Annotated in this window: 17 protein-coding genes and 1 pseudogene; 8 read left to right on the top strand and 10 right to left on the bottom strand. The window is 72.1% G+C overall.

Annotated elements, in window-relative coordinates:
* Window positions 1-650 precede the first annotated feature (650 nt).
* Together STTU_RS01590 and STTU_RS01585 are read right to left on the bottom strand one after the other, a co-directional pair.
* Window positions 651-2,432, bottom strand: a complete 1,782-nt coding sequence (locus STTU_RS01590) for an ABC transporter ATP-binding protein (RefSeq protein ID WP_043253743.1) — start codon at window positions 2,430-2,432, stop codon at window positions 651-653.
* Window positions 2,429-4,396 carry an ABC transporter transmembrane domain-containing protein gene (locus STTU_RS01585; RefSeq protein ID WP_007819150.1) on the bottom strand — a complete coding sequence of 656 codons (1,968 nt, stop codon included), beginning with the start codon at window positions 4,394-4,396 and terminating at the stop codon, window positions 2,429-2,431. Before STTU_RS01585 ends, STTU_RS01590 begins: the two co-directional genes overlap by 4 nt.
* 160 nt (window positions 4,397-4,556) lie before the next feature.
* On the opposite strand from STTU_RS01585, the gene STTU_RS01580 reads away from it, so the two are divergent.
* The gene (locus STTU_RS01580; protein ID WP_043253741.1) at window positions 4,557-5,291 is read left to right on the top strand and encodes a lipoprotein; all 735 of its coding nucleotides are present in this window, start codon (window positions 4,557-4,559) and stop codon (window positions 5,289-5,291) included.
* 84 nt (window positions 5,292-5,375) lie between these two features.
* Here the strand turns inward: STTU_RS01580 and STTU_RS01575 are convergent, their stop codons facing one another.
* Window positions 5,376-8,312, bottom strand: coding sequence for an FAD-binding and (Fe-S)-binding domain-containing protein (locus STTU_RS01575; protein WP_007819148.1), 2,937 nt, complete (start codon window positions 8,310-8,312; stop codon window positions 5,376-5,378).
* 67 nt (window positions 8,313-8,379) lie between these two features.
* Window positions 8,380-8,907, bottom strand: a complete 528-nt coding sequence (locus STTU_RS01570; protein WP_007819147.1) for a MarR family winged helix-turn-helix transcriptional regulator — start codon at window positions 8,905-8,907, stop codon at window positions 8,380-8,382.
* 108 nt (window positions 8,908-9,015) lie between these two features.
* Here STTU_RS01570 and STTU_RS01565 point away from each other — a divergent pair, with 108 nt between their 5' ends.
* Window positions 9,016-10,878: an ABC transporter ATP-binding protein gene (locus tag STTU_RS01565; RefSeq protein WP_007819146.1), complete on the top strand. Its 1,863-nt coding sequence runs from the start codon at window positions 9,016-9,018 to the stop codon at window positions 10,876-10,878.
* 31 nt (window positions 10,879-10,909) lie between these two features.
* Window positions 10,910-11,809, top strand: a complete 900-nt coding sequence (gene mltG, locus STTU_RS01560; protein ID WP_007819145.1) for an endolytic transglycosylase MltG — start codon at window positions 10,910-10,912, stop codon at window positions 11,807-11,809.
* 45 nt (window positions 11,810-11,854) lie between these two features.
* Here the strand turns inward: mltG and STTU_RS01555 are convergent, their stop codons facing one another.
* Complete coding sequence (locus tag STTU_RS01555) at window positions 11,855-12,973, bottom strand: FAD-dependent oxidoreductase (protein ID WP_007819144.1); 1,119 nt, start codon at window positions 12,971-12,973, stop codon at window positions 11,855-11,857.
* A gap of 71 nt (window positions 12,974-13,044) precedes the next feature.
* Between STTU_RS01555 and STTU_RS01550 the strand changes: the two genes are divergently transcribed.
* Complete coding sequence (locus STTU_RS01550; protein WP_007819142.1) at window positions 13,045-13,473, top strand: YjbQ family protein; 429 nt, start codon at window positions 13,045-13,047, stop codon at window positions 13,471-13,473.
* 560 nt (window positions 13,474-14,033) lie between these two features.
* On the opposite strand, the gene STTU_RS01545 is transcribed toward STTU_RS01550, so the two are convergent.
* The 3 genes and pseudogenes from STTU_RS01545 to STTU_RS01540 all read right to left on the bottom strand — a co-directional run bounded on the left by STTU_RS01545 (window position 14,034) and on the right by STTU_RS01540 (window position 18,016).
* Window positions 14,034-15,320: a saccharopine dehydrogenase family protein gene (locus tag STTU_RS01545; RefSeq protein WP_007819137.1), complete on the bottom strand. Its 1,287-nt coding sequence runs from the start codon at window positions 15,318-15,320 to the stop codon at window positions 14,034-14,036.
* A gap of 822 nt (window positions 15,321-16,142) precedes the next feature.
* Window positions 16,143-17,034, bottom strand: a pseudogene (locus STTU_RS32555) (IS5 family transposase).
* Between the two features lie 103 nt (window positions 17,035-17,137).
* Complete coding sequence (locus STTU_RS01540; RefSeq protein WP_043253739.1) at window positions 17,138-18,016, bottom strand: aldo/keto reductase; 879 nt, start codon at window positions 18,014-18,016, stop codon at window positions 17,138-17,140.
* Between the two features lie 86 nt (window positions 18,017-18,102).
* Between STTU_RS01540 and STTU_RS01535 the strand changes: the two genes are divergently transcribed.
* The gene (locus STTU_RS01535) at window positions 18,103-18,804 is read left to right on the top strand and encodes a TetR/AcrR family transcriptional regulator (protein ID WP_043253738.1); all 702 of its coding nucleotides are present in this window, start codon (window positions 18,103-18,105) and stop codon (window positions 18,802-18,804) included.
* Between the two features lie 259 nt (window positions 18,805-19,063).
* A complete protein-coding gene (locus tag STTU_RS01530; protein WP_007819128.1) occupies window positions 19,064-19,390 on the top strand; it encodes a hypothetical protein in 327 nt (108 codons plus the stop codon).
* 43 nt (window positions 19,391-19,433) lie between these two features.
* On the opposite strand, the gene STTU_RS01525 is transcribed toward STTU_RS01530, so the two are convergent.
* Entirely contained in the window at window positions 19,434-20,636 is a 1,203-nt protein-coding gene (locus tag STTU_RS01525) for a cytochrome P450 family protein (protein WP_052862306.1), read from the bottom strand.
* Window positions 20,637-21,193: 557 nt separating this feature from the next.
* A complete protein-coding gene (locus STTU_RS34820) occupies window positions 21,194-21,529 on the bottom strand; it encodes a hypothetical protein (RefSeq protein WP_139121385.1) in 336 nt (111 codons plus the stop codon).
* Here STTU_RS34820 and STTU_RS01520 point away from each other — a divergent pair.
* Together STTU_RS01520 and STTU_RS01515 are read left to right on the top strand one after the other, a co-directional pair.
* Window positions 21,528-23,105 (top strand): PP2C family protein-serine/threonine phosphatase, encoded by a 1,578-nt coding sequence (locus STTU_RS01520; protein ID WP_420713540.1) that lies wholly within the window; start codon window positions 21,528-21,530, stop codon window positions 23,103-23,105. The two genes, STTU_RS34820 and STTU_RS01520, sit on opposite strands and share 2 nt — an antisense overlap.
* The gene (locus STTU_RS01515) at window positions 23,102-24,196 is read left to right on the top strand and encodes a cobalamin B12-binding domain-containing protein (protein ID WP_078518892.1); all 1,095 of its coding nucleotides are present in this window, start codon (window positions 23,102-23,104) and stop codon (window positions 24,194-24,196) included. Before STTU_RS01520 ends, STTU_RS01515 begins: the two co-directional genes overlap by 4 nt.
* Window positions 24,197-24,209: the final 13 nt, after the last annotated feature.

The raw sequence follows: 24,209 nt of genomic DNA, 5'->3' as shown, positions 1-24,209 counted from the left end.
CCGGACAGCCACACAGGCCCGGTGCCGCCGGGTACGGGCCCCGCCCACGTCCCCGGCGCAAGGCCCAGGCGTCAAGGCCCCGCGCACGCCCCCAGCGCAGAAACCCCGAGCCCGGACCTCGCACCGCGCGCCTACGACGGCGGTCCGCTCGCCCAGCACACCCTCCGGGGACCACCGTCACGCGCGCCGCCCCGGGCGAGAACCGCCCCGCCACCACCAGGGACGCGGGTCCGGTCCTGAACCGTTTTCTCCGGGGGCAGCTCAGCGAGAAACCGCCCCCGGTTCACCGCCGCGCGAAGCCGTCTCCGGCGAGCATCCCCGCGCGTGAAGCCGTCTCCGGCGACCATCCCCGCGCGCGAGTCCCGGGACGACGGCCCTGCGCAGGCTCTCGGTGCCCGCGCGGGCCCTGGAATCCCTCCCGCCAGGACGCCGCCGAGAAGCGGCTCCGCCTCACAGCCTGGCCCGGAACCGGCCCGCGCGCCTGCGAGGAAGAACTACGCGCCGAGCCGTCTCCCAGGAGCACCCCGCGAAAGCCCCCGGAGCGACAGCCCGGCCCCTGGACTCGTGCGCAGCCGGTTCCAAGGTCCGCGCCTGAGGCTCCTGCCCCCGCCGCGCGAACCCCCTCACCTCACACCCCCACCCCCCTCTCCTCACCCATGCCACGACTCCCAGAGCCTCGCGTACGCTCCCTCCGCCGCGACCAGTTCCTCGTGGCTGCCCAGCTCGCTGATGCGGCCGTCCTCCACCACCGCGATGATGTCCGCGTCGTGTGCTGTGTGCAGGCGGTGTGCGATGGCCACGACTGTGCGGCCCTCCAGGACCTTGCCGAGCGAGCGTTCCAGGTGGCGGGCCGCGCGGGGGTCGAGCAGGGACGTGGCCTCGTCCAGGACGAGGGTGTGCGGGTCGGCCAGGACGAGTCGGGCCAGTGCGATCTGCTGGGCCTGCGCGGGTGTCAGGGTGGCCGCGCCGGAGCCCACCTCCGTGTCGAGGCCCTTGTCGAGCGCGCGGGCCCACGGTGTCGCGTCCACGGCGGCGAGGGCCGCCCAGAGGTCCTCGTCATCCGTTCCGGCCCTGGCGAGGCGCAGGTTGTCGCGCAGGGAGCCGACGAAGACGTGGTGCTCCTGGTTGACGAGCGCGACGTGGCTGCGTACCGCCTCCGCCGTCATCTCCGACAGCGCTGCTTCCCCCAGCGTCACCGCGCCCGTGCGAGGTGCGTAGATACCGGCGAGCAGCCGCCCGAGCGTGGACTTGCCCGCGCCCGAGGGGCCCACGAGCGCGAGCCGGGTGCCCGGCTCGACCGCGAGCGTCACCTCGCGCAGGACGTCGACCCCCTCCCGGTACCCGAAGTGGACGTCGGCGGCGTCGAGCACGCGGCCCTGCGGCGCGACGCTCTCGTCCCCGGCGGCGGGCTCGATGTCCCGTACCCCCACCAGGCGCGCGAGCGAGACCTGCGCGACCTGCAACTCGTCGTACCAGCGCAGGATCAGCCCCACCGGCTCGACGAGCATCTGCGCGAGCAGCGCGGCGGTCGTCAGCTGGCCGACGTCGATCCACCCCTGGAGCACGAAGGCCCCGCCGACCATGAGCACCGAGGCGAGCACGGTGGTGTGCGTGACGTTGATGACCGGGAAGAGCACGGAGCGCAGCGAGAGCGTGTAGTTCTCCCACCGGGTCCACTGGGAGACCCGCTGGTCCGTCAGGGCGACGCGGCGCGCGCCGAGGCGGTGCGCCTCGACCGTGCGGCCCGCGTCGACCGTCTCGGCGAGTGCGGCGGCGACGGCCGCGTACCCGGCCGCCTCGGAGCGGTAGGCGGAGGGGGCGCGCTTGAAGTACCAGCGGCAGCCCACGACGGCGAGCGGTACGGCGACGAGCACGGCGGGCGCGAGCGGCGGCGCCGTCACGACGAGACCGCCGAGCAGCAGCACCGCCCACACGAGCCCGATCGAGAGCTGCGGCACCGCCTCGCGCATCGCGTTGGCGAGCCGGTCGATGTCCGTCGTGATCCGTGAGAGCAGGTCGCCCGTGCCCGCGCGCTCCAGGACCCCGGGCGGCAGCTTCACGGAGCGTACGAGGAAGTCCTCGCGCAGGTCGGCGAGCATCTCCTCACCCAGCATCGCGCCGCGCAGCCGCACCATCCGGATGAACACCGTCTGCACGAGCAGCGCGAGCGCGAAGAGGCCGAGCGTGCGCGGCAGATGGATCTCGTCCGCGTGGTCCGAGACCCGGCCGACGAGGTCGCCGAGCAGGTACGGGCCGATCATGGAGGCGATCACGGCGACCGCGTTCACCGAGATGAGGACGACGAAGGCGGTGCGGTGCCGGCGGAACAGGGCGCCGATGTAGGCGCGTACGGTCGCCGCGCTGCCGACGGGCAGCGTCTCGGCCGTCGTCGGCGCGGCCGGGTCGTACGCGGGGGGCTTGGGCCCGGTCATGCGGTTTCCTCGATCCGTACGGTGTCCTTGCCGGGCAGTTCATCGGCGGGAGCCGTCACGACGGCGCCCCCGGCGGGGCCGTCGACCGCGCTCCGGCTCTCCACGACCTCGACCTCGATGCCGGCCTCGACCTCGCGCGGCGTGCCGGGATCAGCCCTCTCCTCGTCGGTCTCGCGGGTCACGACCGCCCGGTAGCGCGGTTCGGCGGCGAGCAGTTCGCGGTGCGCGCCCTCGGCCACGACCGTGTCGCCGAGGACGAGCACAACCCGGTCGGCCGCGTCGAGCAGCAGCGGCGACGAGGTGAGGACGACGGTGGTGCGGCCCGCGCGCAGCGCGGCGAGGCCGCCCGCGATACGGGACTCGGTGTGCGCGTCGACGGCCGAGGTCGGCTCGTCGAGCACGAGGACGTCCGGGTCGGCGACGAGGGAGCGCGCGAGCGCGAGCCGCTGCCGCTGGCCGCCCGAGAGCGACCTGCCGCGCTCGGTGATCCGGGTCCGCAGCGGATCGCCGCCGCTCGCCCCCGGATCGGGGTCGGCCTGCGCGAGCGCCGCGAGCACGTCAGCGCACTGCGCCGCCGCGAGCGCCGCGGCGGGCGCGACGGCACCGGAGGAGGGCACGTCGAGCAGTTCCCGCAACGTCCCCGAGAGCAGCACGGGGTCCTTGTCCTGTACGAGCACGACGCGTCGCGCCTCGGCGAGCGGCAGCCCGTCGAGGGCCACGGTGCCGAGGAGTACGGAGGGCTCGGCCACGTGCTCGGGGGAGTGGCCGCCGAGCCGGTCGGCCAGGCGTCCCGCGGCGTCCGGGTCCCCGCACACGACGGCCGTGAGCCGTCCCTCGGGCACCCGGAGCCCGGTCAGCGGGTCGTACAGCTCGGCGAGGCCCGCGTACGCCACGGCGTCGGACATACCCGTACCCGATCCCCCGCCCGGGGACTCCGCCTGCCCGCCCGCGGGCTCCGCGACCCGCCGCAGCGCCAGCACGCGCGCCGCGCGCCGCGCCGAGGGACGCGAGAAGGAGTAGGCCATGGCGATCTCCTCGAAGTGGCGCATCGGCCACGCGAGCAGCGTCACCATGCTGTACACGGTGACGAGTTCCCCGACCGACACGGTGCCCTCGCGCGCGAGCCGCACCCCGTACCAGACCACCGCGATGAGCAGCAGCCCCGGGATGAGCACCTGCACCGCCGCGATGAGCGACCACAGCCGCGCGCTGCGCACGGCGGCGCCGCGCACCTCCTGCGAGGCCGCCCGGTAACGGCCGAGGAACAGCTCCTCGCCGCCGATGCCGCGCAGCACCCGCAGCCCGGCCACGGTGTCCGAGGCGAGTTCCGTCGCGCGCCCCGCCTTCTCGCGCTGGACGTCGGCGCGGCGCACCGAGGGCGGCAGGAGCGGCAGGACCGACAGCGCCACGACAGGTGCGCCGATCGCGACGACGAGCGCGAGGTGCGGCTCGTAGAAGAAGAGCCCCACGCAGATGAGGACGACGGTGAGCGCCGCCGCCATGAAGCGCGAGAGCGCCTCGACGAACCATCCGATCTTCTCGACATCACCTGTGGAAACCGCTACGACTTCTCCCGCCGCGACCCTGCGGGTGAGTGTCGAGCCCAGCTCCGCGCTCTTGCGGATGAGGAGCTGCTGGATGCGCGCCGCGGCGGTGATCCAGTTGGTGACGGCCGTGCGGTGCAGCATGACGTCGCCGAGCGCGACACCCGCGCCGCACAGGGCGAGCAGCAACCCCGCGAGCACGAGCCGCCGACCGGCCCCGTCCCCGCCGTCGGACACCGCCTCGACGGCGATGCCCACGGGGTACGGCAGCGCCGAGAGCGAGCCGAAGTTGAGCAGCCCCCAGGCGAGCGCGCGGAACTGGCCGCCCCGTTGCTGCCGCCCCAGCCAGTACAGGAAACGGGGGCCTGACCGTACGTCGGGGTTGCCGGGGTCCGCGTACGGAAGATCCTTGATGCGCATGAGAGTCCAGGGCCGGAGAGTCGAGCAAATGAGGTAAGCCTTACTTGCCGGACCCGGAAGAGCAAATGACTTTTCGCCGATCGGTAAAGGAATCGGCAGGTCCGGGCGCCGGGCGGCCCTCCGGCGGGGTGTCCCTGGGCGCGGGTGGGAGTATGACCGTATGCACAGTACGGGTGGCACGGTGAAGGTCCTGATCGGTACGGCGGCGGTGCTCGCGCTGCTCACCTCCTGCTCCGGGCAGGACGGCGGGGACGGTGCCAAGAAGGACGCCGCCGCGTCCTCGCCCGCCGCGCACCGCGCGCCCGAGGCCGACCCGACCCGCGTCCCCGGCGTCGGCGACCGCCTCCAGGGGCAGATCCCCGCCGCGAGCCGCCAGGTCGTCGCCGTCTACGGCAAGGGCGTCGACTCCGCCGACTCGACCGTCGTGCTCTACACGAAGACCGGGAAGACGTGGAAGAAGTCCGCCTCCTGGCAGGGCCACAACGGCAAGAAGGGCTGGACCACGGCCCACCACGAGAACGACAAGCGCAGCCCCGTCGGCGTCTACACGCTGAGCGACGCGGGCGGCGTCCTCGCCGATCCGGGCGCCCGGCTCCCGTACACGCAGACCGCGTCGATCCAGGCGCCGCACTACTGGTCGAAGTCCCACTGGCACGACTTCGACTACGTCATCGCCATCGACTACAACCGCGTCAAGGGCACCGCGCCCAACGACCCCACGCGCCCCGAGGGCCAGACCAAGGGCGGCAGCATCTGGCTGCACATGGACCACGGCAGCGGCACGTCGGCGTGCGTGAGCATCTCCAAGGCGGGCATGAAGTCCCTGCTCACGACTCTCGACCCGGCGCGGCACCCGGTCGTGGTCATGGGGGACAAGAAGAACCTGGCGGCCTGAGCGGCTCCTCCCGGCAGTACGGGTACGGGGCCGGGCCCGGCGGTACGGAACCGGCCGCCCCGGTCCCGTACCGCCCCGCCTCCCTCAGCCGCGCGGCGGCCGTGTCGCCCGCTCCAGCTGCATGAGCACCGAGGCGTACCCCTTGCCGCCCGTCGCGTGGTCCATGCCGACCTCGCACATGCGGTTCGCCGAGAGGTAGGCGTCGAACGGGCGGGCCGTCACCTCGGCCGCCTCCGCCGCCGTCGCCGACTCGGTCAGCTCCCGGTGCAGCATGCCCCGGTCGCCCGCGAAGGCGCAGCAGCCCACATCGTCCGGCACGACGACCTCGTGGGCGCACGCCCCCGCCAGCTCCACGAGCTGGTCGACGTCGCCGAGGTGCTGCATCGAGCACGTCGGGTGGACGACGGCGGACTCCACCCTGTGATGGACGGTCAGCTCCGGAAGCAGCTCCTCGGCCGCCCACACGAGCGAGTCCACGATCGTGAGCGCCTCGTGCAGCTCCTTGTTCTCGGGGGTCAGGTACGGGACCACCTCGTGGGCGATCCCGAGCGTGCACGAGGAGGCGTCCACGACGAGCGGCAGCCGCCCGCCACCCGTCCAGCCCCACGCCGCCTCGACGACGCGGTTGGCCATGACGGTGTTGGCGTCCTCGTAGCCCTTCGAGTGCCAGATCGTCGAGCAGCACGTGCCCGAGACGTCCTCGGGAATCCACACCGGCTTGCCCGCGCGCCCCGCGAGCAGCACGACGGCCTGCGGCAGCGAGGGCTCGTAGTCGCCCTCCGGACCGCCGAAGATGCGGTTGACGCACGCCGGGTAGTACACGGCCGTCGCCGCCGACTTCTCCGTACGGGGCAGCCGCCGCGCCGCCGCGCCGGGGATCTCGGGCAGCCACTCCGGTACGAGGTCCGGGCGGACCGCCTTGCGCGCCGTGCGGGTCACGGCCGTGAGCAGCCGGTCGCTGATCTTCTCCGCCGAGGCCACCGCGAGCCGCGCCCCGCCCTCCACGACCTTGAAATCCTTCGCCGTGTACGTGGCGATCCTCTCCTCGCGGTCGCTGTGCCGCTGGTGGCGGAACTCCTTCATCATGGCGCCCGTGTCGATGCCCACGGGGCACGCGAGCTTGCACGTCGAGTCACCCGCGCACGTGTCCACGGCGTCGTAACCGTACGCGTCGAGCAGCCCGTTCTCGACGGCCGAGCCGCCGGGCTGGCGCATCATCTCGCGGCGCAGCACGATGCGCTGGCGCGGCGTCGTGGTGAGGTTGTGGCTCGGGCAGGTCGGCTCGCAGAAACCGCACTCGATGCACGGATCGGCGACCGCCTCGACCTTCGGGATCGTCTTGAGCCCGCGCAGGTGGGCCTTCGGGTCGCGGTCGAGCACGATGCGCGGGGCGAGGACGCCCTCGGGGTCCATGACCTGCTTGATCCGCCACATCAGCTCGGTCGCGCGCGGACCCCACTCCAGCTCCAGGAACGGCGCGATGTTGCGGCCCGTCGCGTGCTCGGCCTTCAGCGAGCCGTCGAAGCGCTCGACGGTGCTCGCGCAGAAGGCGTCCATGAAGTCCGCGTAGCGGCGCACGTCCTCGGGCTTCGCCGCGTCGAAGGCGAGGAGGAAGTGCAGGTTGCCGTGCGCGGCGTGACCGGCGACCGCGGCGTCGAATCCGTGGGCGGTCTGGAGTTCGAGCAGCGCCTCGCACGCCTCGGCGAGGCGCGAGGGCGGTACGGCGAAGTCCTCCGTGATGAGCGTCGTGCCCGAGGGCCGCGTGCCGCCCACGGCGGTCACGAACGCCTTGCGCGCCTTCCAGTACCCGCCGATGACCTTCGCCTCGCGCGTGAAGGCGTTGGTCACCGAGGCCACCGGGGTGACCAGTTCAAGGCTCTCCATCACCCCTGCGGCGGCCCGCTCGTTCGCCTCCCGCCCCGCCTCGTCGGACGCGCGGAACTCCACGAGCAGCGCCGCCGTGTCCTTCGGCAGGTCCGCCCAGTCCGCCGGTACCCCGGCGACGCTCGTCGAGGCGCGCAGCGTGTTCCCGTCCATCAGCTCGACGGCGATCGCCCCGGCTTCGTTGAACTTCGGCACGGCCGCCGCCGCGGCGGGCAGCGAGGGGAAGAAGAGCAGCGCGGTGGAGTTGAGGCGCTCCAGCGGCAGCGTGTCGAAGACGACCTCGGAGATGAAGCCGAAGGTCCCCTCGGAGCCGACCATGAGCCCGCGCAGGATCGACACCGGGTCGTCGCCGTCGAGGAAGGCGTCGAGCCGGTAGCCGTTGGTGTTCTTGATCTCGTACTTCGCGCGGATACGGGCCATGAGCGCCGCGTCCGCCTCGATCTCCGCCTTCAGCGCCATGAGCCCCGCGCACAGCTCGGGCTCCGCCGCCGCGAGCCGCTCCGCGGCGTCCGGCGCGCCCGTGTCCACGACCGTGCCCGAGGGCAGCACGACGGTCAGCGAGCTGACCAGGCGGTACGAGTTCCGCGTCGTCCCCGCCGTCATGCCCGACGCGTTGTTCGCGACGACCCCGCCGACCGTGCACGCGATGGCGCTCGCCGGGTCGGGCCCGAGCACGCGCCCGTACCGGGCGAGCGTCGTATTTGCCCGTACGATCGTCGTACCGGGACCGAGTCGTACGCGCGCGCCCTCGTCCAGCACCTCGACGCCCGCCCAGTGCCGCCGCACGTCCACGAGGATGTCCTCGCCCTGGGCCTGCCCGTTGAGCGAGGTTCCCGCGGCGCGGAAGACGACCTTGCGGCCCTTGTCCCGTGCGTACCGCATGACCGCCGCGACGTCCTCGGCCGATTCGGGGACCACCACGACCTGGGGCAGGAAGCGGTAAGGGCTCGCGTCGGACGCGTACCGCACGAGGTCCGAGATGCCGGAGAGGACCTTCCCCGGCCCGAGCAGCGCGCTCAGCTCACCGCGCAACGGTTCCGGCGTGCCGCCCGCGAGCCCGGCGGGAACCAGGTCCGGTGCGGACTCCTCGCGCTCCGAGGGGCGCAGCGCGTTCGGGCTCGGTTCCAGCAGTGGCATGGGGCGGCGCTCCTTCGTCGACGGTTCGCCACCGCGAGCGCGGGGGCGTCCGGCGGCGGGGTCCCGCCTATTCTCGCCCTTCGCCCTCCCGCCCGGACGTCCGGGGCGGGTGCGCGCAGTGCCCGTGCGCGTCCACGGGGCCCGCGCTGACCAGCAGCTCCAGCAGTTCGCCGAGCTGGGCGCGCTGCCCGGGGGCCAGCGGCGAGAGCACCTCCTGGGCCGCCTCGCGCCGTGCCCGGCGCAGCGCCTCCAGGGTCTCGCGCCCCTCGTCGGTCAGCTCGATGCGCGTCACCCGGCGGTTGCCCGGGTCGGGCACCCTGCGCACCCGGTCGCTGGCCTCCAGGGCGTCCACGAGCGTCGTGATCGCGCGCGGGACGACGTCGAGCCGCGCGGCGAGATCCGCCATGCGCGGCGGCTCGGCGAAGACGGTGACGGCTCGCAGGAGGCGGCTCTGCGCGGGGGTGATGCCGAGTGGCCCGAACTGGTGGCGCTGGAGGCGGTGCAGGCGGCGGTTGAGGCGGAGCAACTGCTCGGCGAGGGCGGCGTCGCTGTCGCGGGCGGGGCCCGGGTCGGCCGACGGGGAGGGGGAGCGCATGGCGGGAACAATATCAGGACCACGTTCATTGTGTACATAGGTAACAATGAACTATGCTCCCCGAGAACCGCCCGTTCCTCCCCTGTCCGTCACCCCCTGAAGGAGCCCATGCGCCCGCCCGAGATCAACTGGACCCCACCCGGCAAAACCGCTCGTGAGGACCAGGAACCGCGCCAGATCCGCCGCATTCTGCGGCTCTTCCGCCCCTACCGGGGCCGCCTCGCCGTCGTCGGCCTGCTCGTCGGCGCCTCCTCGCTCGTCTCCGTCGTCACCCCCTTCCTCCTCCGCGAGATCCTCGACACCGCGATCCCCGACGGGCGTACGGGCCTGCTGAGCCTCCTCGCGCTCGGCATGATCCTCAGCGCCGTCCTGTCGAGCGTCTTCAACGTCCTCCAGACGCTCCTGTCGACCACGGTCGGCCAGCGCGTCATGCACGACCTGCGCACCGGCGTCTACGCGCGCCTCCAGCGCATGTCCCTCGCCTTCTTCACGCGCACGCGCACGGGCGAGGTCCAGTCGCGCATCGCCAACGACATCGGCGGCATGCAGGCCACGGTCACGTCCACGGCCACGAGCCTCGTCTCCAACCTCACGTCCGTCACCGCGACCGTCGTGGCGATGCTCGCGCTCGACTGGCGCCTCACCGTCGTCTCGCTCGTCCTGCTCCCCGTCTTCGTCCTCGTCAGCCGCCGCGTCGGCCGCGAGCGCAAGCGCATCACGAGCGAGCGCCAGCGCCAGATGGCCACCATGGCCGCGACCGTCACCGAGTCGCTGTCGGTGAGCGGCATCCTGCTCGGCCGCACGATGGGCCGCGCCGACTCCCTCACCCGGTCCTTCGCGCGCGAGTCCGAGGAACTCGTCGACCTCGAAGTGCGCTCCAGCATGGCAGGCCGCTGGCGGATGTCCGTCATCAGCGTGGTCATGGCCGCGATGCCGGCGTTCCTCTACTGGGCGGCCGGACTCGCCCAGGCGCACGGCGCGGCGATCTCGCTCGGCACCCTCGTCGCCTTCGTCTCGCTCCAGCAGGGCCTCTTCCGCCCGACGGTGAGCCTGCTCGCGACCGGCGTGCAGGTGCAGACCTCGCTCGCGCTCTTCCAGCGCATCTTCGAGTACCTCGACCTCCCGGTCGACATCACCGAACGCGAACACCCCGTTCACATCGACCGGGTCGAGGGCGAGGTCCGCTTCGAGAAGGTCGCTTTCCGGTACGGGGACGACAGTCCCGTACTCGACGGCATCGACCTGACCCTCCCGGCCGGCGGCTCCCTCGCCGTCGTCGGCCCCACCGGGTCCGGCAAGAGCACCCTGAGCCAGCTCGTGCCCCGCCTGTACGACGTCAGCGGCGGGCGCGTCACACTCGACGGCGTCGACGTGCGCGACCTCGACTTCGACACCCTCGCCCGCGCCGTCGGCGTCGTCTCGCAGGAGACGTACCTCTTCCACGCCTCCGTCGCCGACAACCTCCGCTTCGCCAAGCCGGACGCGAGCGACGAGGAACTCCGCGCGGCGGCCCGCGCCGCCCAGATCCACGACCACATCGCGGGGCTTCCCCAGGGCTACGACACCGTCGTCGGCGAGCGCGGACACCGCTTCTCGGGCGGCGAGAAGCAGCGCCTCGCCCTCGCCCGCACGATCCTGCGCGACCCGCCCGTGCTCGTGCTCGACGAGGCCACGAGCGCCCTCGACACCCGCACCGAGCGCGCCGTGCAGGAAGCCCTCGACACCCTCGCCGCGGGACGTACGACGCTCACCATCGCCCACCGCCTCTCCACCATCAGGAACGCCGACCAGATCGTCGTGCTCGACGGCGGGCGCATCGCGGAGCGCGGCACCCACGAGGAACTCCTCGCGCGCGACGGCGCCTACGCGGCCCTCGTACGCAGCGACTCCCGCAAGAGCGAGGCGCACGCGGACGAAGCACCCGGGCCGGTGATCCTGCCTTCCGCGCCGCCGTCCACCGTCAAGGCGTAGAAAACGGGTGATAAGTGATTAACGTGCCCTTATGACCGACCCCTCGCGCCCCTCGCGCTCGCGCTCCACGCCCGCTCCCGGCCGCCCGGGCCCTCCGGACGGCCGCCGGACCCGTATCACCCGGCGCGGCAGACTCGTCCTCCTCGCCACGGCCCTCGCCGCCGTCGCCGCCGCGATCGCCGTGCCGTTCGTCCTCGGCGGGGCCGAGGACGAGGGCCCGCGGCACGCCGGAACGCTCACCGTCCCCGAGGGTTGGCGCGCGAGCCAGGTGTACGCGGCCGTCGACACCGCCCTGCACCTGAAGAAGGGCACGACCGGGAAGAAGGCCGCCGACGCGGGGCTCGCGCTCCCCGGCGACGCGGGCGGCAATCCGGAGGGTTACCTCTACCCCGCGACGTACCCGATCACGGACGGGACCACTCCGGAGCGGCTGCTGACCGCGATGGTGGACACGGCCAACCGCACCTACGCGGGCGGCACCGTCGCAGCGGGCGCCGAGCAGAACGCTGTCTCGCGCTACCAGCTCGTCACCGTCGCGAGCATCGTCCAGTCCGAGGCCGCCACCGACAAGGACATGGCGCGCGTCGCCCGCGTCGTCTACAACCGGCTCGACGAGGGCATGCCCCTTCAGATGGACTCGACGCTGAACTACGGGCTCGGCCGCAGCACCCTGCACACCAAGACCTCGGAGACCCGCAGCAAGACCCCCTACAACACGTACGTCCACAAGGGCCTGCCGCCCACGCCCATCGCCAACCCGGGCGCCCAGGCCCTGCGCGCGGCGACCCGCCCCGCCGAGGGCGACTGGCTGTACTTCGTCACGGTCAAGCACGGCGACACCCGCTTCACCAGCGACTACGCGGAACACCAGAAGAACGTGGCCGAGTTCAACAAGCTGCACAGCTCGCCGAGCGCGAGCGCTTCGTCCTGAGCGGGGGAGGGGCCTGAAGCGGTTGCTGGTGCGGGGCGACAGTTCTCAGACGGTTGCCGGTGCGGGGCCGGGTGCGAGCGAGGCGGCGGGTGTGGGTACGGCTACGGGGGTGGGCGATGACGAGGACGAGGGCACCTCGCCGAGCAGGGCGCGGATGTCCCGTACGGCCGACCGCCCCGCCCGGTTGGCGCCGATCGTGCTCGCCGAAGGCCCGTACCCGACCAGGTGCACCCGGGGATCGCGCACGACCTTCGTGTCCTCCATGCGCACGCCGCCTCCCGGCTCCCGCAGGCCGAGCGGGCGCAGGTGCTCCAGGGCGGGCCGGAAGCCGGTCGCCCACAGGATGACGTCGGCATCGAAGCGGCTCCCGTCCGCCCACTCGACGCCCTCGGGCGTGATCCGCGCGAACATCGGGTGCCGGTCGAGAGTGCCGTCGGCGAGCCCCGCGCGGATCGCGTCGTTGAGGGGCAGCCCCGTCACGGAGACGACACTGCGCGGCGGCAGCCCGTCCCGTACCCGCGCGTCCACGAGCGCCACGGCGGCGCGCCCCTCCTCCTCGCCGAACGGCCCCTCGCGGAAGACCGGTTCCCGCCGCGTCACCCAGCGGGTCGCCGCCGCGTAGGGCGCGAGTTCGAGCAGGTGCTGCGTCGCCGATATCCCGCCGCCGACCACGACGACGCGTTTGCCCGCGAAGTACTCGGGACCCGGGTACCGCACGGTGTGCGGCTGCTCACCGAGGAACGTGTCCTGCCCCGGGTAGTGCGGCCGGAAGGGGCGGTCCCAGGTGCCGGTCGCGCTGATGACGGCGCGCGCCGACCACGTACCGTCCGAGGTCTCCACACGCAGCCGGCCGCCTCCGCCCTCGCGCACCGCGCGCACGTCGACGGGCCGCCGCACCGGCAGCGCGAACCGCTCCTCGTAGGCGCGGAAGTACCCGGCGACGACCTCGGACGAGGGCCGCGAGGGATCGGCCCCGGTCAGCTCCATGCCCGGCAGCGAGTGCATCCCGTTGACCTTGCCGTACGTGAGCGAGGGCCAGCGGAACTGCCAGGCCCCGCCGGGCGCGGGCGCGTGGTCGAGCACGACGAAGTCCATCCCCGCCCGCCGCAGGTGATACGCGGCCGAGAGCCCCGCCTGCCCGGCACCGACCACGACGACGTCCACCGCTCTGTCCTCACTCACACCCGCACCAACGACGCCGTGCCGCCGGATCTTCCCGCACGCGGTGCGCGAGGATGCCCCTCATGACCTTCCACACCGAGACCCTCCGCGTCCGCACCGGGAACCACGAGACCGTCCACGACCTGACCGCCGACTGCGAAAGCTTCCTCGCCGCCCACGCGGCCGGCCGCGACGGCCTCCTCAACCTCTTCGTTCCCCACGCGACAGCGGGACTCGCGATCCTCGAAACCGGCGCGGGCAGCGACGACGACCTCCTCGCGATCCTCCAGACCCTCCTCCCGCCCACCCACCCCTGGCACCACCGCCACGGCACCCCCGGCCACGGCCGCGACCACGTCCTCCCCGCCCTCGTCCCCCCGCACGCCACCCTCCCGGTCACCTCCGGCCACCTGGCCCTGGGCACCTGGCAGTCGGTGTGCCTGGTGGATACCAATGTGGACAATCCGGACAGGAAGGTGCGGCTGAGTTTCCTGGGCGCGTGATCCGGTGCGGCCGGGTGGGGTGGCCGAACGCTCAATGGTGTCCCTTGTCATGGGGCGGGACCGCGTACCAGATGAGCCCCACCCAGTTCGCCGACCCCGTCAACGAGGCGAAGGCAGGCAGCCTGGACGGGGTCTTCGCCGCCTGACGACGAGCTGCCCCGGAGCCCCCGCTCGCACGCCGGCCACAACGCCGACCGGCGCATGCTCCTCGGTTGTGTCACCGTCCCGGGAGCGCCGGCGAATGGCGGTAGCCATCGTCTCCGCCTCGCCTTCGTCGGCGGCCGTGCAGCTGCTCCGGCCGGGTCTCCGCGTCACGAACGTCCCGGCCTCCAGTATCCGTTGACCTCGAAGGGCGCGGGTCTGGTCGGCGCCGAGCGTCAAGGCCGCGGATGAGCGCGGTAGACGTCCGCCATCTCGGGCGCCGCGGTGTGCCGTTGGTGATGAGTCGAGGTATCTCGCTCACGCAGGAGAGGGCCGACGTCCGGGAACTCCATCCTGATGCCACAGGGCATGTGGGCGGCAGTGTCGTCGGAGCACCCTCCGCTCTCCCCACGCGTCCCTCAACGCCGGGCAGCCTCCCGGATGACCAGGCCCGCGGCGCGCAGCCGCGCGGTGAGCGCCTCGCCCATGGCGACCGCGGTCGTCACCTGACCCGCGACGTCCGGCAGCGGGTCGAGAGCGAGGCACAGGGCCGCCTCGCCGAGCATCCGAGAGGACTCGTCGTACCCCGGGTCGCCGCCGCTCACCTCGGTGTAGACGCGTCGGCCGCCGCCTTCCCCGATGAAGCGCATCGCGAACGAGCTGCGCGCCCGGCGCGCCTCGTCGGGGCCGGTGCCGGGCGCGATCCGCGCCGACAGCGCCCGGCGCGCCGCCGGCACCTGGGACGCCGCGACCAGCCCTGCCGCGCCGAGCAGGGTGCCCGCCGCCACCGGCAGGCGCCGCACGCTGAGGTGATGCCGGTAGCGGAAGTCGGGGCCGTACCGATCCAGGGCCCGCGCCGAGCGCTGCACCACGTATGGATCGAGGACCGGGAACGGCAGCGCCCACGCGTCGAGTTCGCCGACGTACCGCGGAACCCCGGGCGGTGTGCGCACCCGCCTGCCTTCTGTGGCGGGCGGTTCCACAGCGGCGCGCTCGCGTGCGGCCCGGGCCGTCGGGACGGGACGTCCCAGGACGGTCAGCACCGAGTCCAGCGTGCCGCCCGAGACGGCCCCGCTCGTCCGCATGAACCCGTCCACCTTCAGCGGCACTCCCTCCGGCAGACGTCCGACGGTGAAGAGCGCGCCGAGATCCGCGGGGAGCGAGTCGAACCCGCACGCGTGCACCAGCCGGGCACCGCTGCGCACGGCGCGCTCGTGGTGGCGCAGATAGGTGAGGTCGACGAACTCGGGCTCGCCGGTGAGGTCGGCGTAGTCCGTGCCCTCCGCGGCGCAGGCCGCGACCGTCGCGTCCCCGTGGCGCAGGAACGGGCCGACCGTCGAGGCCAGCACCCGCGTGCGGGCGGCGAGCGCGCGCAGGGCGCCGGTGTCCGTGGCGTCCGCGGTGAGCAGCGGCAGCTCCGCCGCGTGCGGCACACGGGTCGCGAGCCGCGCGCGCACGGCGCCGAGCCGTCCGGAGTCGCGTCCCGCCAGCGCCCACCGCAGATCCGCGGGGGCGTGCGCGGCCAAGTACGCGGCCGTCAGTTCGCCGACGAAGCCGCTCGCGCCGTAGAGCACCACATCGAACTCGCGGTCCCTGACCGGCTGCCGCGTCCCGGGCACGTCCCGCGCCTGCGCGTCGAGCGGCCCGGGCCGCTCATGGGCGCCGCCCTGCCCGGGGTGGTCGAAGTGCACCGGCTCTTCGGACATCGTCCGTTCCTCCGCTCTTTCGCGGGGCACCTCCGGGCAGCCGCCTCGCGTCCTGTCCGCTCATCTCGCCCCGGAAACCTGCCGGTTCCCCGTCGCCGCCGATCCATCCGCGCGGGTCGCGATCCGCCTCGAACACTGCCCCCGCGGACCCGCGCCGGGGCACCGGAAAGAGGTGCCGGGCACGGGTGACGCTGTGGCGCGGAGACGCCGACGAAACCCAGGGCGACGGGGTGCCCGCCGGCCGACAGTGAGCTGCCCCGGAGCCCCCGCTCGTACGCCGTCCTCGACGCCGACCGGCACATGCTCCCTGTCGTGGCTCCGCCTCGCGCCCGCCCAGGTTCTGTCTCCGGTGGCCTGAGCCGGAGATTCGTCGGCAGTGGGCGGCGACTTTGTCGAGGATCTCGTCGGCGGTCTGCGTCCGGCTCAGCCGCGAGGCCACCCGCCTCAACCGGGCTGGCGAGTTGGCACCCAGGACCACCTCAACGCGATGTGCCGCAAGCCGCCGGGCGGCCGAGCGCGATCCCTCAGAGCCGGAAGAGCAATCTCCTGTCGAAGGCCGCGCTCGGCTACTTGACGCACCAGAAGAAGCCCGTGCTCGGTGTGAAGGATGGCGACCCTGTCAAGTTGTGCGAAGGGTTCCGGGACCGAGGGCGCAGGAGTCGCTCGCACGTGGCACTACAGGATGGGCACGGTCTACCGGCGCACGGACCTGCGCAGGCAATACGGTGCTGTGCGGTATGAAGCGACACAGGAGGGAATGGTCTCTGACTGACGCGCGACTCCTCGGTCCCGTTCGCGGCTCTGGGCCGTGTCTGACAATGATCACGATGCTGGTTGGCGGAGCCACAGGATGAGCGAGGCGAGTTCGAGTCCGGCCTGGCAGCGGGTGGCGAGTTTGCCGAAGCGGGTTGCGACGGAGCGGAACTGTTTGAGCCGGTTGAAGCATCTTTCCACGACGTTGCGGCGTCTGTACGCCTGTGTGTCGAAGACGGGCGGACGGCCTCCCTGTGTGCCCCGGCGGAGCCGATTTGGCCTGCCGGTCTCGACGTTCCGGGATGGTGGCGGCGATGCCGTGGCGTCTGCACCACGCGCGAATAGCCCGGGATGAGCACACCTTGTCGCCCAGGACTCTGTCCGGACGAGTACGGGGACGGCCCCGCCCGGCGCGTGGGATGCGGATCGCGTCCATCACCGGGTACGAACACGGTGGAGTCGTTGATGTTGCCCGGCGTGAGGACCAGGGCGAGCGGGAGACCGCGGCCGTCGACAATCAGGCGGACCTTGGTGGTCAGACCGCCCCGGGACCGCCCGAGTGCCTGCCGCGTCGCCGCGCGTTCCGAATCCGCCGGTTCGTCGCCGCCGGCCTCCCTTTTTCGCGGGCGCCGGCGGCGTGCTGATGTGCACGGTTGATCGTCGAGTCCACCGAGACGGTCCATTCGACCTCGCCTACCGAATCGTTGCGGACCTGGACGTGCTCCTGGAGCTTCGCCCAGGTGCCGTCCGCCTCCCAGCGGGCGAAGCGTTCGTAAGCTGTCTGCCAGGGCCCGTACCGTGCAGGCAGATCCCGCCATGGTGCACCCGTGCGCAGCCGCCATAGCACCCCGTTGACCACCTGCCGGTGGTCCCGCCATGGCCGTCCACATCCATCAGCCCGAGGAAGCAGCGGCTCTATCTGCTCCCACGCCGTATCCGTCAACTCGCCACGGTCCGCCATGACATGCATCATCCCGGACGGCGACATGGGCGTTGCCACAGAGCCCCGAAGATCGTTCGTCAGATCGGCCGAGGGTCGATGGAGACATCCCCAGGGCCTCTGTTCAGCGGTGGCTACGAGCTGGAGGCGCGGGCTGGCCGAGGGTTGCTTGCGACTCGTCGACGAGTCCGGTCAGGCGGGCGACCTCGGTCTCGGTCAACTGTTCGGCAACCTCGGAAGCGGCGATGTCGGACCGGAGGTGGTCGGCACTGCTCGTGCCGGGGATGACGACCATGGAGGGCGAACGGCGCAGCAGCCAGGACAGTGCGATCTGGGCCGGTGTGGCACCCAGGCGTTCTGCCGGGCCGGTTAGCTCCTGGTGGTCACTGAGCCGTCCGGCGGCCAGCGGGAAGTAGGGGATGAAGAGGATGTCCTGGGTCTCGCAGTCGGCGAGGACCTGGACGCCGCTGCGGTCAAGCAGGTTGAAGCGGTTCTGCACCGCCGCGATGGGGGTCATCTGCTGGGCGCGGGCCAGCATTTGCGGTGACGCGCCGGAGAGGCCGATGCGGCGGATCAGTCCCTGGTCGCGCAGTTCGACGAGTGCGCCGAGCGACTCCTCCAGCGGTACGTCGTGGTGCGCGCCGGGGGTGTCGCCGACGAGTCGGAGGTAGGTCAGCTCGCTCAGGTCCGTTCCCATGTCGGTGAGGGCCTCGTGGACCTGCCGCCGGATCGTTTCCGGGCGGCCGTCGACGACCCAGGACTTGTCCAGGCCGCGCTTCGCGCCGACCTTGTTCCCCACGATCACGCCCTCGGGGATCGGTCCCAGTGCCTGCCCGATCAGCTGGTTCACCGTTCGCGGCCCGTAGGCGTTCGCGGTGTCGAAGAAGGTCACGCCCAGCTCTACGGCCAGGCGCAGCACCCGCCGCGCCTTCTCCGTGTCGTCCGGGAATCCCCAGACTTGAGGGCCCGCGAGCTGCATGGCGCCGTATCCCACACGATTCATCAATCTCTCCTGCCGTATCGCTGCGACGGTATTTTCCGTATCACTGAATGAATCAGTGATACGCCTTGTGCCGTAGCATTGCAACCATGGATGATGCGAAGACCCGCAGTCGCCGGCAGATCTTGGAGGTGGCAGCCGAGCTCTTGGAACGGGAGGGTGCCCAGGCGCTCTCCACCCGTGCCGTCGCGGCGGCAGCGGGCATCCGTGCCGCCTCCTTGTACCAGCTCTTCGGCGACAAGGACGGGCTCCTCTCGGCGCTGGCCATCCACGCTTTCGACCTTTACTTGGCGCAGAAGCACGCCTTTTCGTCGAGCGGCGACCCGGTCGACGACATGCGCCGCGGATGGGACATGCATGTCGACTTCGGCCTGAAGCATCCCGCCTTCTACCTGCTGATGTACGGCACCGACCGCCCTGGCCGCCGCCCACCTGCCGCGCGGGAGGCTCAGGAACTCCTTATGGGGTTCCTCGGCCGCACCGCCTCCAGCGGCCGCCTACGGGTACCGCCCGTCCTTGCCGCCCACCTCACGCTGGCGGCGGTGACCGGCGTCACGCTCTCCCTCATCGGCATCCCTGAGAGCGAACGCGACCCAGAGGTCTCACCACGCATGCGGGAAGCACTCATCGACGCCCTGACCACCGACGCGAGCCCAGCCTCAGACTCCACCCTCGCCGCTCGCGCCCTCGCGCTCGATGCCACCCTCAACGGGGCGAATCCAGCTACCATCCCGCTCCGCCCCGTTGAGACCGCACTCCTGCAGGACTGGCTCCAGCATCTCGCAAACTAGGATGAGCCGGGCACTTGAAGGTCATTTGTCAGACACGTCCCAGCAGCCGAGAGGCGCGAGCCCGTAGAGCCACTGGGTTCCGGCTGCCGTGGAGTTCCTGCTGGCGCGCCCGTAGCAGCTCGGCCCGGATGCGTGCCTCACGTCGAGCCAGTTCGTCCAGCGGATGACGCCAGGCGGGAAGATAGATCAATTTGAAATGGTTATTCCGCGCGATTCCATGGCTATCGGCCAGGCGAGAGGTCGCCGTCCCCAGCTGGCGGTGAGGGAGACACTTTCCTCGGCGCGCCTCGCCGAGCGGGCCGACGAGATCCGGGAAGCGGCGCTCGCCCGTACGTACGGCAACATGCGGGTGGCCACCCGCAAGCCTGCCACCGCAGCCGCGACGCCTGGGCTCGCCCGACCGCTCGCGGGAATGGTGCAGGCCGAGCGCCTACGCCTGGCACTCGCCTTCCAGTGCGATGTACGGGAGTGGACCACCGACGTGGCGGCCTGGACGACCGAGGTCTTCGCGGACTCGATCCGGACGGTGACCGGACTCTCCGGCCTTGTCCTCATCGCGGTGTCTTCGGACCCGGCCACGGCCTGACCGGCGCCCGTCCCGCCGCGACGCTGACCCCCCTCCCCTCGCGTCAGCCGCGCGGGCGAAGAGGCGCCACGTCCTCCGCTCCGCTGTGCAGGACCGGAAGCGACTCTGGGCCGCGGACCAGGCGGGTCCGGCGCCAGGGGATGTGTTCGGGCGGGACGGCGAGTTGGATGGCGGGGAAGCGGCGCAGTACCGCCCCCAGGGCGATCTCGGCTTCCGCCTTTGCCAGGGGGGCGCCGAGGCAGCGGTGGATGCCGTGGCCGAAGGCGAGGTGTCCCGCGGCGTCGCGGGTGAGGTCGAGGGTGTCCGGGGCCGCGAAGCGGGCGGGGTCGCGGTTGGCGGCGCCGAGCGCGATGAGGACGGGGCGGCCCGCGGGGATCTCCGTGCCGCCGAGCGTGAGCCGCTCGGTCGTGAAGCGGAAGGTGGCCGTGCTGACCGGGGAGTCGTAGCGGAGCAGTTCGTCGAGCGCGGCCGGGATCGCGTCGGGGTGCGCACGGAGGCGGTCGCGCTCGGCGGGGTGCAGGAGGAGAGCCAGGAGGGCGTTGCCGAGGTAGTTGGTGGTGGTCTCGTGGCCCGCGACGAGAAGCAGCACCGCGAGGGAGACGAGTTCGTTCTCGGTGAGCGCGTCGTCCCCGGCGTGGGCGGCGATGAGGCGGTCAAGGAGGTTGGTACCGGGGTGTGCGCGTTTCGACGCGACGAGTTCGGTCATGTACGTCGCGAGGGAGTGCGAGGCCGCGTCGATGACGTCGGGCGCGGCTGCCGCGAAGAGTTCGGCGGACCAGCGCCGGATGCTGGGCCGGTCCTCGTCCGGGACGCCGAGCAGTTCGCAGATCACGGTGACGGGCAGGGGGCCCGCGAGGCCGGCGACGAAGTCGAAGGGCTCGTCGGGCGTCCAGCGGTCGAGCAGTTCGTCGGTGATCCGGGTGATCGCCGGACGGAGTTCGGCGACGGCCCCGGTGGTGAACGCCCCGGTCACGAGTTTGCGCAGCCTGGTGTGCTCGGGCGGATCGCTGGCGAGCATGTGGTGCACCAGGGCCGGGTGAAGGGCGCGGCTTGATCCCTTGCCCGCGAAGAAGGCGGCCGTGTCCTTCGAGAGCCGGGCGTCGCCGAGGGCCTGCCGGGCCTCGGCGTAGCCGGTGACCAGGTAACTGCTTCTGCCGGTCGGCCCGGAGGAGACGACTTGCACGGGGCAGGCGGAGCGGGCTGCTGTGCAGGCGGTGTACGGGCCGTGGTGTGCGGGCTCGGTCATGGACTCAGGCTCCTACGGGTGGAGGCTCACCGCCGTCGGCGACGGGGCCGCTCTGACAGTTGTAGACGCGGGCTACGCGGACGAGCCACTTCGCCTCTCCGCGCAGGTCGGTCCGGGCGAGGACTCGGGGTGACGGAGGGGCTAGTTCGACGGGCGGCAGTTCGCGTTGAACGCGGCCAGGGCTGCCCTGACGAGCGCTGCTTTTACGGCCGCGGCGCTCTCGTCCGTGTCGGCTGTTTAGATGCGCTCCGCGCTCTTCCCACAAGGGTTCGAGTGCGGCCAGAGACCCCGTCTCCCAACGCATTCTCCGCGTGTGACTGATCGGGTACGCGATAGCGGGCAGAGTGAGGCCGACGCCGATCAGGATCACCGCGAGCGCGGGAGCGGTGACGCTGAAGGCGCGGGTACCGCTCACGAGCGAGGAACATGCGGTGTGGTGGACGAGACCGACGCCGACGGCCGTGGAGACGAGCCACCTTGTACGTGACGTACACCAGTGCGAACAGGCAACCTGCAGCGGCGATCCGGAGCCCGGGGCGAAGGCTCGCGTGACGGGCTCATTGCGACCGGCGCACCGCTTGGAGGAGGAAGTCCATGGCGGCGCTGCCGAGCTGGGAAACGAATACGAGGAGGTAGAGCGCGCGGAGTCGTGGCTTTTCACGTGCCGCGCGACGCGGGTCGGTCGTCAACAACGCGAGACCTCTGTCGGGCCAGGACGGCTGGTTGTCCACCGCGCGGAAACCGCGCTTGCCGTCGGTCGTTGTACACAGCGAGGCAAAGAGAGGATAGTTGTCTAGCGACAACAGTTCCCCCGTCGCCCTGAGAGGTGCAGATCCGCGCGTAGTGGGTTTATCTATGGCCTTTACCCCAGCAAGTACCCGCTCCAGTGCCATGAGCCTGGTGTCAGCGGCCTCGGCTCCCTACCCGGTGGTACTGGTGAACAGCGAGGGGCGCGCCGTGGAGGCGAACGCGGCGGCCCGCGAGGTGCTGGACACGGGGCGGGACGGCCTGCCGGTGCTGCCTGAGTGGCTGGTGGAGTCCGGCAGCGCACCGCACGTATTGTCCGGGCAGGTGGGGGGCAGTTCCTTCTCCGCTCACCCGACGGTGCTGGACGCGGCCACGACGGCGTGGTGGCTGATCGAGGAGACCGAGTTGCGGGCGGCGGCCGACGCGCTGCGCTCGCACCGCAGTCACTCGGCTTTCCTGATCGAGGCGTCCGGTGCTCTGCTCGCGTCGCTGAATCTCCAGCGGTCCATGGAGACGACGGCGCGTCTGGCGGCCGAACACCTGGCGGACGCGGCCGTGGTGATCGCTCCCGGCCGAGCCCGCCGCATGCCGCTCGTCCTCTGCGACCGGGACGGTGTGCTCAGCACGGGCAAACTGAGGGAGCCGCCTTCCGCGGTGCCGGGGCTGGCCGAAGCGTTGGAAGGCTTCCCCCCGCTGCCCGCCCGCTGGATCGATCCCACCGCGGCACCCTCGTGGATGGTTCCCGAGGGTTTCGGGCCGGTCGGCTCGGTGTCCATCGCGCCGTTGCCCGGCCACGGTGTCGCGGCCGGCGCGCTCGTGCTGCTGCGTCGCGCCGAGCGGCCCGCGTTCAGTGAGCGGGAGGAGGAGCTGGGGCGGCTGTTCGCGGCGCGGGCGGGTGCGGCGATGTCTGCGGCACGCCTGTACGAGGAGCGGGACGCGATCACGCGAGTGCTGATGCGCGAGCTCCTGGCACCGGAGCTGGCGCAGGTGCGCGGGGTGGAGTTCGCGGGCGGCTACCGCTCCAGCGAGGACGCCGAGCAGATCGGCGGCGACTTCTACGACGTTCACCCCCCGGCCGACGAGGACGGGGAGACGTTCGCACTGCTGGGCGATGTGTCGGGCAAGGGCCTGGAGGCCGCGGTCCTGACCGGGAAGATCCGTAACACCCTCCACGCGCTGCACACGATGTCGGCGGACCACCAGCACGTGCTGGGCCTGCTCAACGACACACTCCTCAGCCGCAGCGGGCCGATACGCTTCGCGACTCTCGTCCTGGCGTCCGCGCGCCGGGAGGGGTCGGACGTGAGGCTGCGGCTGACGTCCGCAGGTCACCCCACGCCGCTCATCGTGCGCCAGGACGGCCGGGTGGAGGAAGCGGCCACCTCCGGCAGTCTCATCGGCGTACTGCCCCACGTCACCTCCCGGACGGCCACCGTGCGTCTGGCGCCCGGTGAGTCGTGCGTGCTCTACACCGACGGCGTCACCGAGGCCCGGGGCGGACGCCGCGGCGACAGCATGTACGGCGAGGAGCGCCTGCGACGGCTGTTGGAGGGCTGCGCGGGAATGCCGGCGGAGGCGGTGGTGGAGCGGGTGCAGATGGCGACCGCGCAGTGGATCGGCAAGAACGCCCACGACGACATCGCCGTCATGGCGATCACGGCACCGCGCTCCCACCATCTGACAGCCGTTGACGGCACGACCCGAGGCAGGTACACCGCATGAGTTCCCCCACCAGACAGCAGCCGGCCCACCGCGTGGGTTCTCGCGCGCTGGAGGCTGCCGACGCCGAGCAGGCCCGCCCCTGGGCGGACAAGCTGTGGAGCGCGGTGCGCTCCCGGGACGAGTACGCCGCCCTCGACATCGTGCAGAGCGCGCTCGACGCGGGGCTGGATGCGGAAACGGTTCTGCTGGACGTGATCGGAGCGGCCCAGCACCGGGTGGGCGTCGAGTGGGCGGCGAACAGGATGAGCGTCGCGGACGAGCACACCGCGACCGCGATCAACGAACGCGCCGTCGCCGCCCTGCCCGTCCCCCGGCCCGACGGCTCCCGGGGCCAGGTCATGGTCGCGTGCGTGGACGAGGAGTGGCACGCGCTGCCCGCCCGGATGCTCGCCGAGACGCTGAAGCTGCGCGGCTGGCGCGTGGACTACCTCGGCGCCCAGGTACCCACCGGTCACCTGGTCGCCCAGGCCCGCAGCGCCGATCCGGACCTGGTGTGCCTGTCCAGCTCGATCCCGACCCGCCTGCCGATGGCCCACCGGGCGATCACCGCCGTCCAGGCCGCCGGGATCCCCGTCATGGTCGGCGGAGCCGCCTTCGGTCACGACGGGCGCTACGCCCGCCTGCTGGGCGCCGACACCTGGGCCTCCGAGGCCCGTTCCGCGGCCGACCAGCTCACCCGGGCGCTGCCCGACCGGCCGGACACCGCCCGGCTGACCGTCAACGACCTGCCGCATCTGGAGGACCAGGAGTACACGCATGTGGTGCGCTCCGCCGTCCGGCTGCTGGGGCACACCTTCGACGGCCTAGAGCAGCGCTTCCCCGCGATGAAGGACTACAGCGAGGATCAGCGTGACCGCACCGAGGAGGACCTGGGGCAGATCATCGACTTCCTGGGCGCCGCCCTCTACATGAACGAGGAGGACATCTTCACCCGCTTCCTCGCCTGGACCGCCCAGATCCTCGAAGTACGGCGCGTCCCCGCCCGCTCACTGCTGCCCGCCCTGGACCTGCTGGCCGAACAGCTCCACGATTACCCCCGCGCGTTGCACATCCTCGATGCCGGGAAGACGACCCTGGCCACCGCCAACTGACCCGACGACTTGC

Origin of the sequence: Streptomyces sp. Tu6071, assembly GCF_000213055.1 — a bacterium.
Lineage (GTDB): Bacteria > Actinomycetota > Actinomycetes > Streptomycetales > Streptomycetaceae > Streptomyces > Streptomyces evansiae.
The sequence above is the reverse complement of the archived record's forward strand: the minus strand, read 5'-3'. Positions and strand labels throughout refer to the sequence as shown.

What these genes read in the sequence shown, in the direction of transcription:
- STTU_RS01535 (WP_043253738.1), top strand. Translation starts at nt 18,103, where the DNA reads ATGGATGATGCGAAGACCCGCAGTCGCCGGCAGATCTTGGAGGTGGCA.
- STTU_RS01575 (WP_007819148.1), bottom strand. Translation starts at nt 8,312, where the DNA reads ATGCCACTGCTGGAACCGAGCCCGAACGCGCTGCGCCCCTCGGAGCGC.
- mltG (WP_007819145.1), top strand. Translation starts at nt 10,910, where the DNA reads ATGACCGACCCCTCGCGCCCCTCGCGCTCGCGCTCCACGCCCGCTCCC.
- STTU_RS01520 (WP_420713540.1), top strand. Translation starts at nt 21,528, where the DNA reads ATGAGCCTGGTGTCAGCGGCCTCGGCTCCCTACCCGGTGGTACTGGTG.
- STTU_RS01545 (WP_007819137.1), bottom strand. Translation starts at nt 15,320, where the DNA reads ATGTCCGAAGAGCCGGTGCACTTCGACCACCCCGGGCAGGGCGGCGCC.
- STTU_RS01515 (WP_078518892.1), top strand. Translation starts at nt 23,102, where the DNA reads ATGAGTTCCCCCACCAGACAGCAGCCGGCCCACCGCGTGGGTTCTCGC.
- STTU_RS01590 (WP_043253743.1), bottom strand. Translation starts at nt 2,432, where the DNA reads ATGACCGGGCCCAAGCCCCCCGCGTACGACCCGGCCGCGCCGACGACG.
- STTU_RS01525 (WP_052862306.1), bottom strand. Translation starts at nt 20,636, where the DNA reads ATGACCGAGCCCGCACACCACGGCCCGTACACCGCCTGCACAGCAGCC.
- STTU_RS01580 (WP_043253741.1), top strand. Translation starts at nt 4,557, where the DNA reads ATGCACAGTACGGGTGGCACGGTGAAGGTCCTGATCGGTACGGCGGCG.
- STTU_RS01565 (WP_007819146.1), top strand. Translation starts at nt 9,016, where the DNA reads ATGCGCCCGCCCGAGATCAACTGGACCCCACCCGGCAAAACCGCTCGT.
- STTU_RS01540 (WP_043253739.1), bottom strand. Translation starts at nt 18,016, where the DNA reads ATGAATCGTGTGGGATACGGCGCCATGCAGCTCGCGGGCCCTCAAGTC.
- STTU_RS34820 (WP_139121385.1), bottom strand. Translation starts at nt 21,529, where the DNA reads ATGGCACTGGAGCGGGTACTTGCTGGGGTAAAGGCCATAGATAAACCC.
- STTU_RS01585 (WP_007819150.1), bottom strand. Translation starts at nt 4,396, where the DNA reads ATGCGCATCAAGGATCTTCCGTACGCGGACCCCGGCAACCCCGACGTA.
- STTU_RS01570 (WP_007819147.1), bottom strand. Translation starts at nt 8,907, where the DNA reads ATGCGCTCCCCCTCCCCGTCGGCCGACCCGGGCCCCGCCCGCGACAGC.
- STTU_RS01550 (WP_007819142.1), top strand. Translation starts at nt 13,045, where the DNA reads ATGCCCCTCATGACCTTCCACACCGAGACCCTCCGCGTCCGCACCGGG.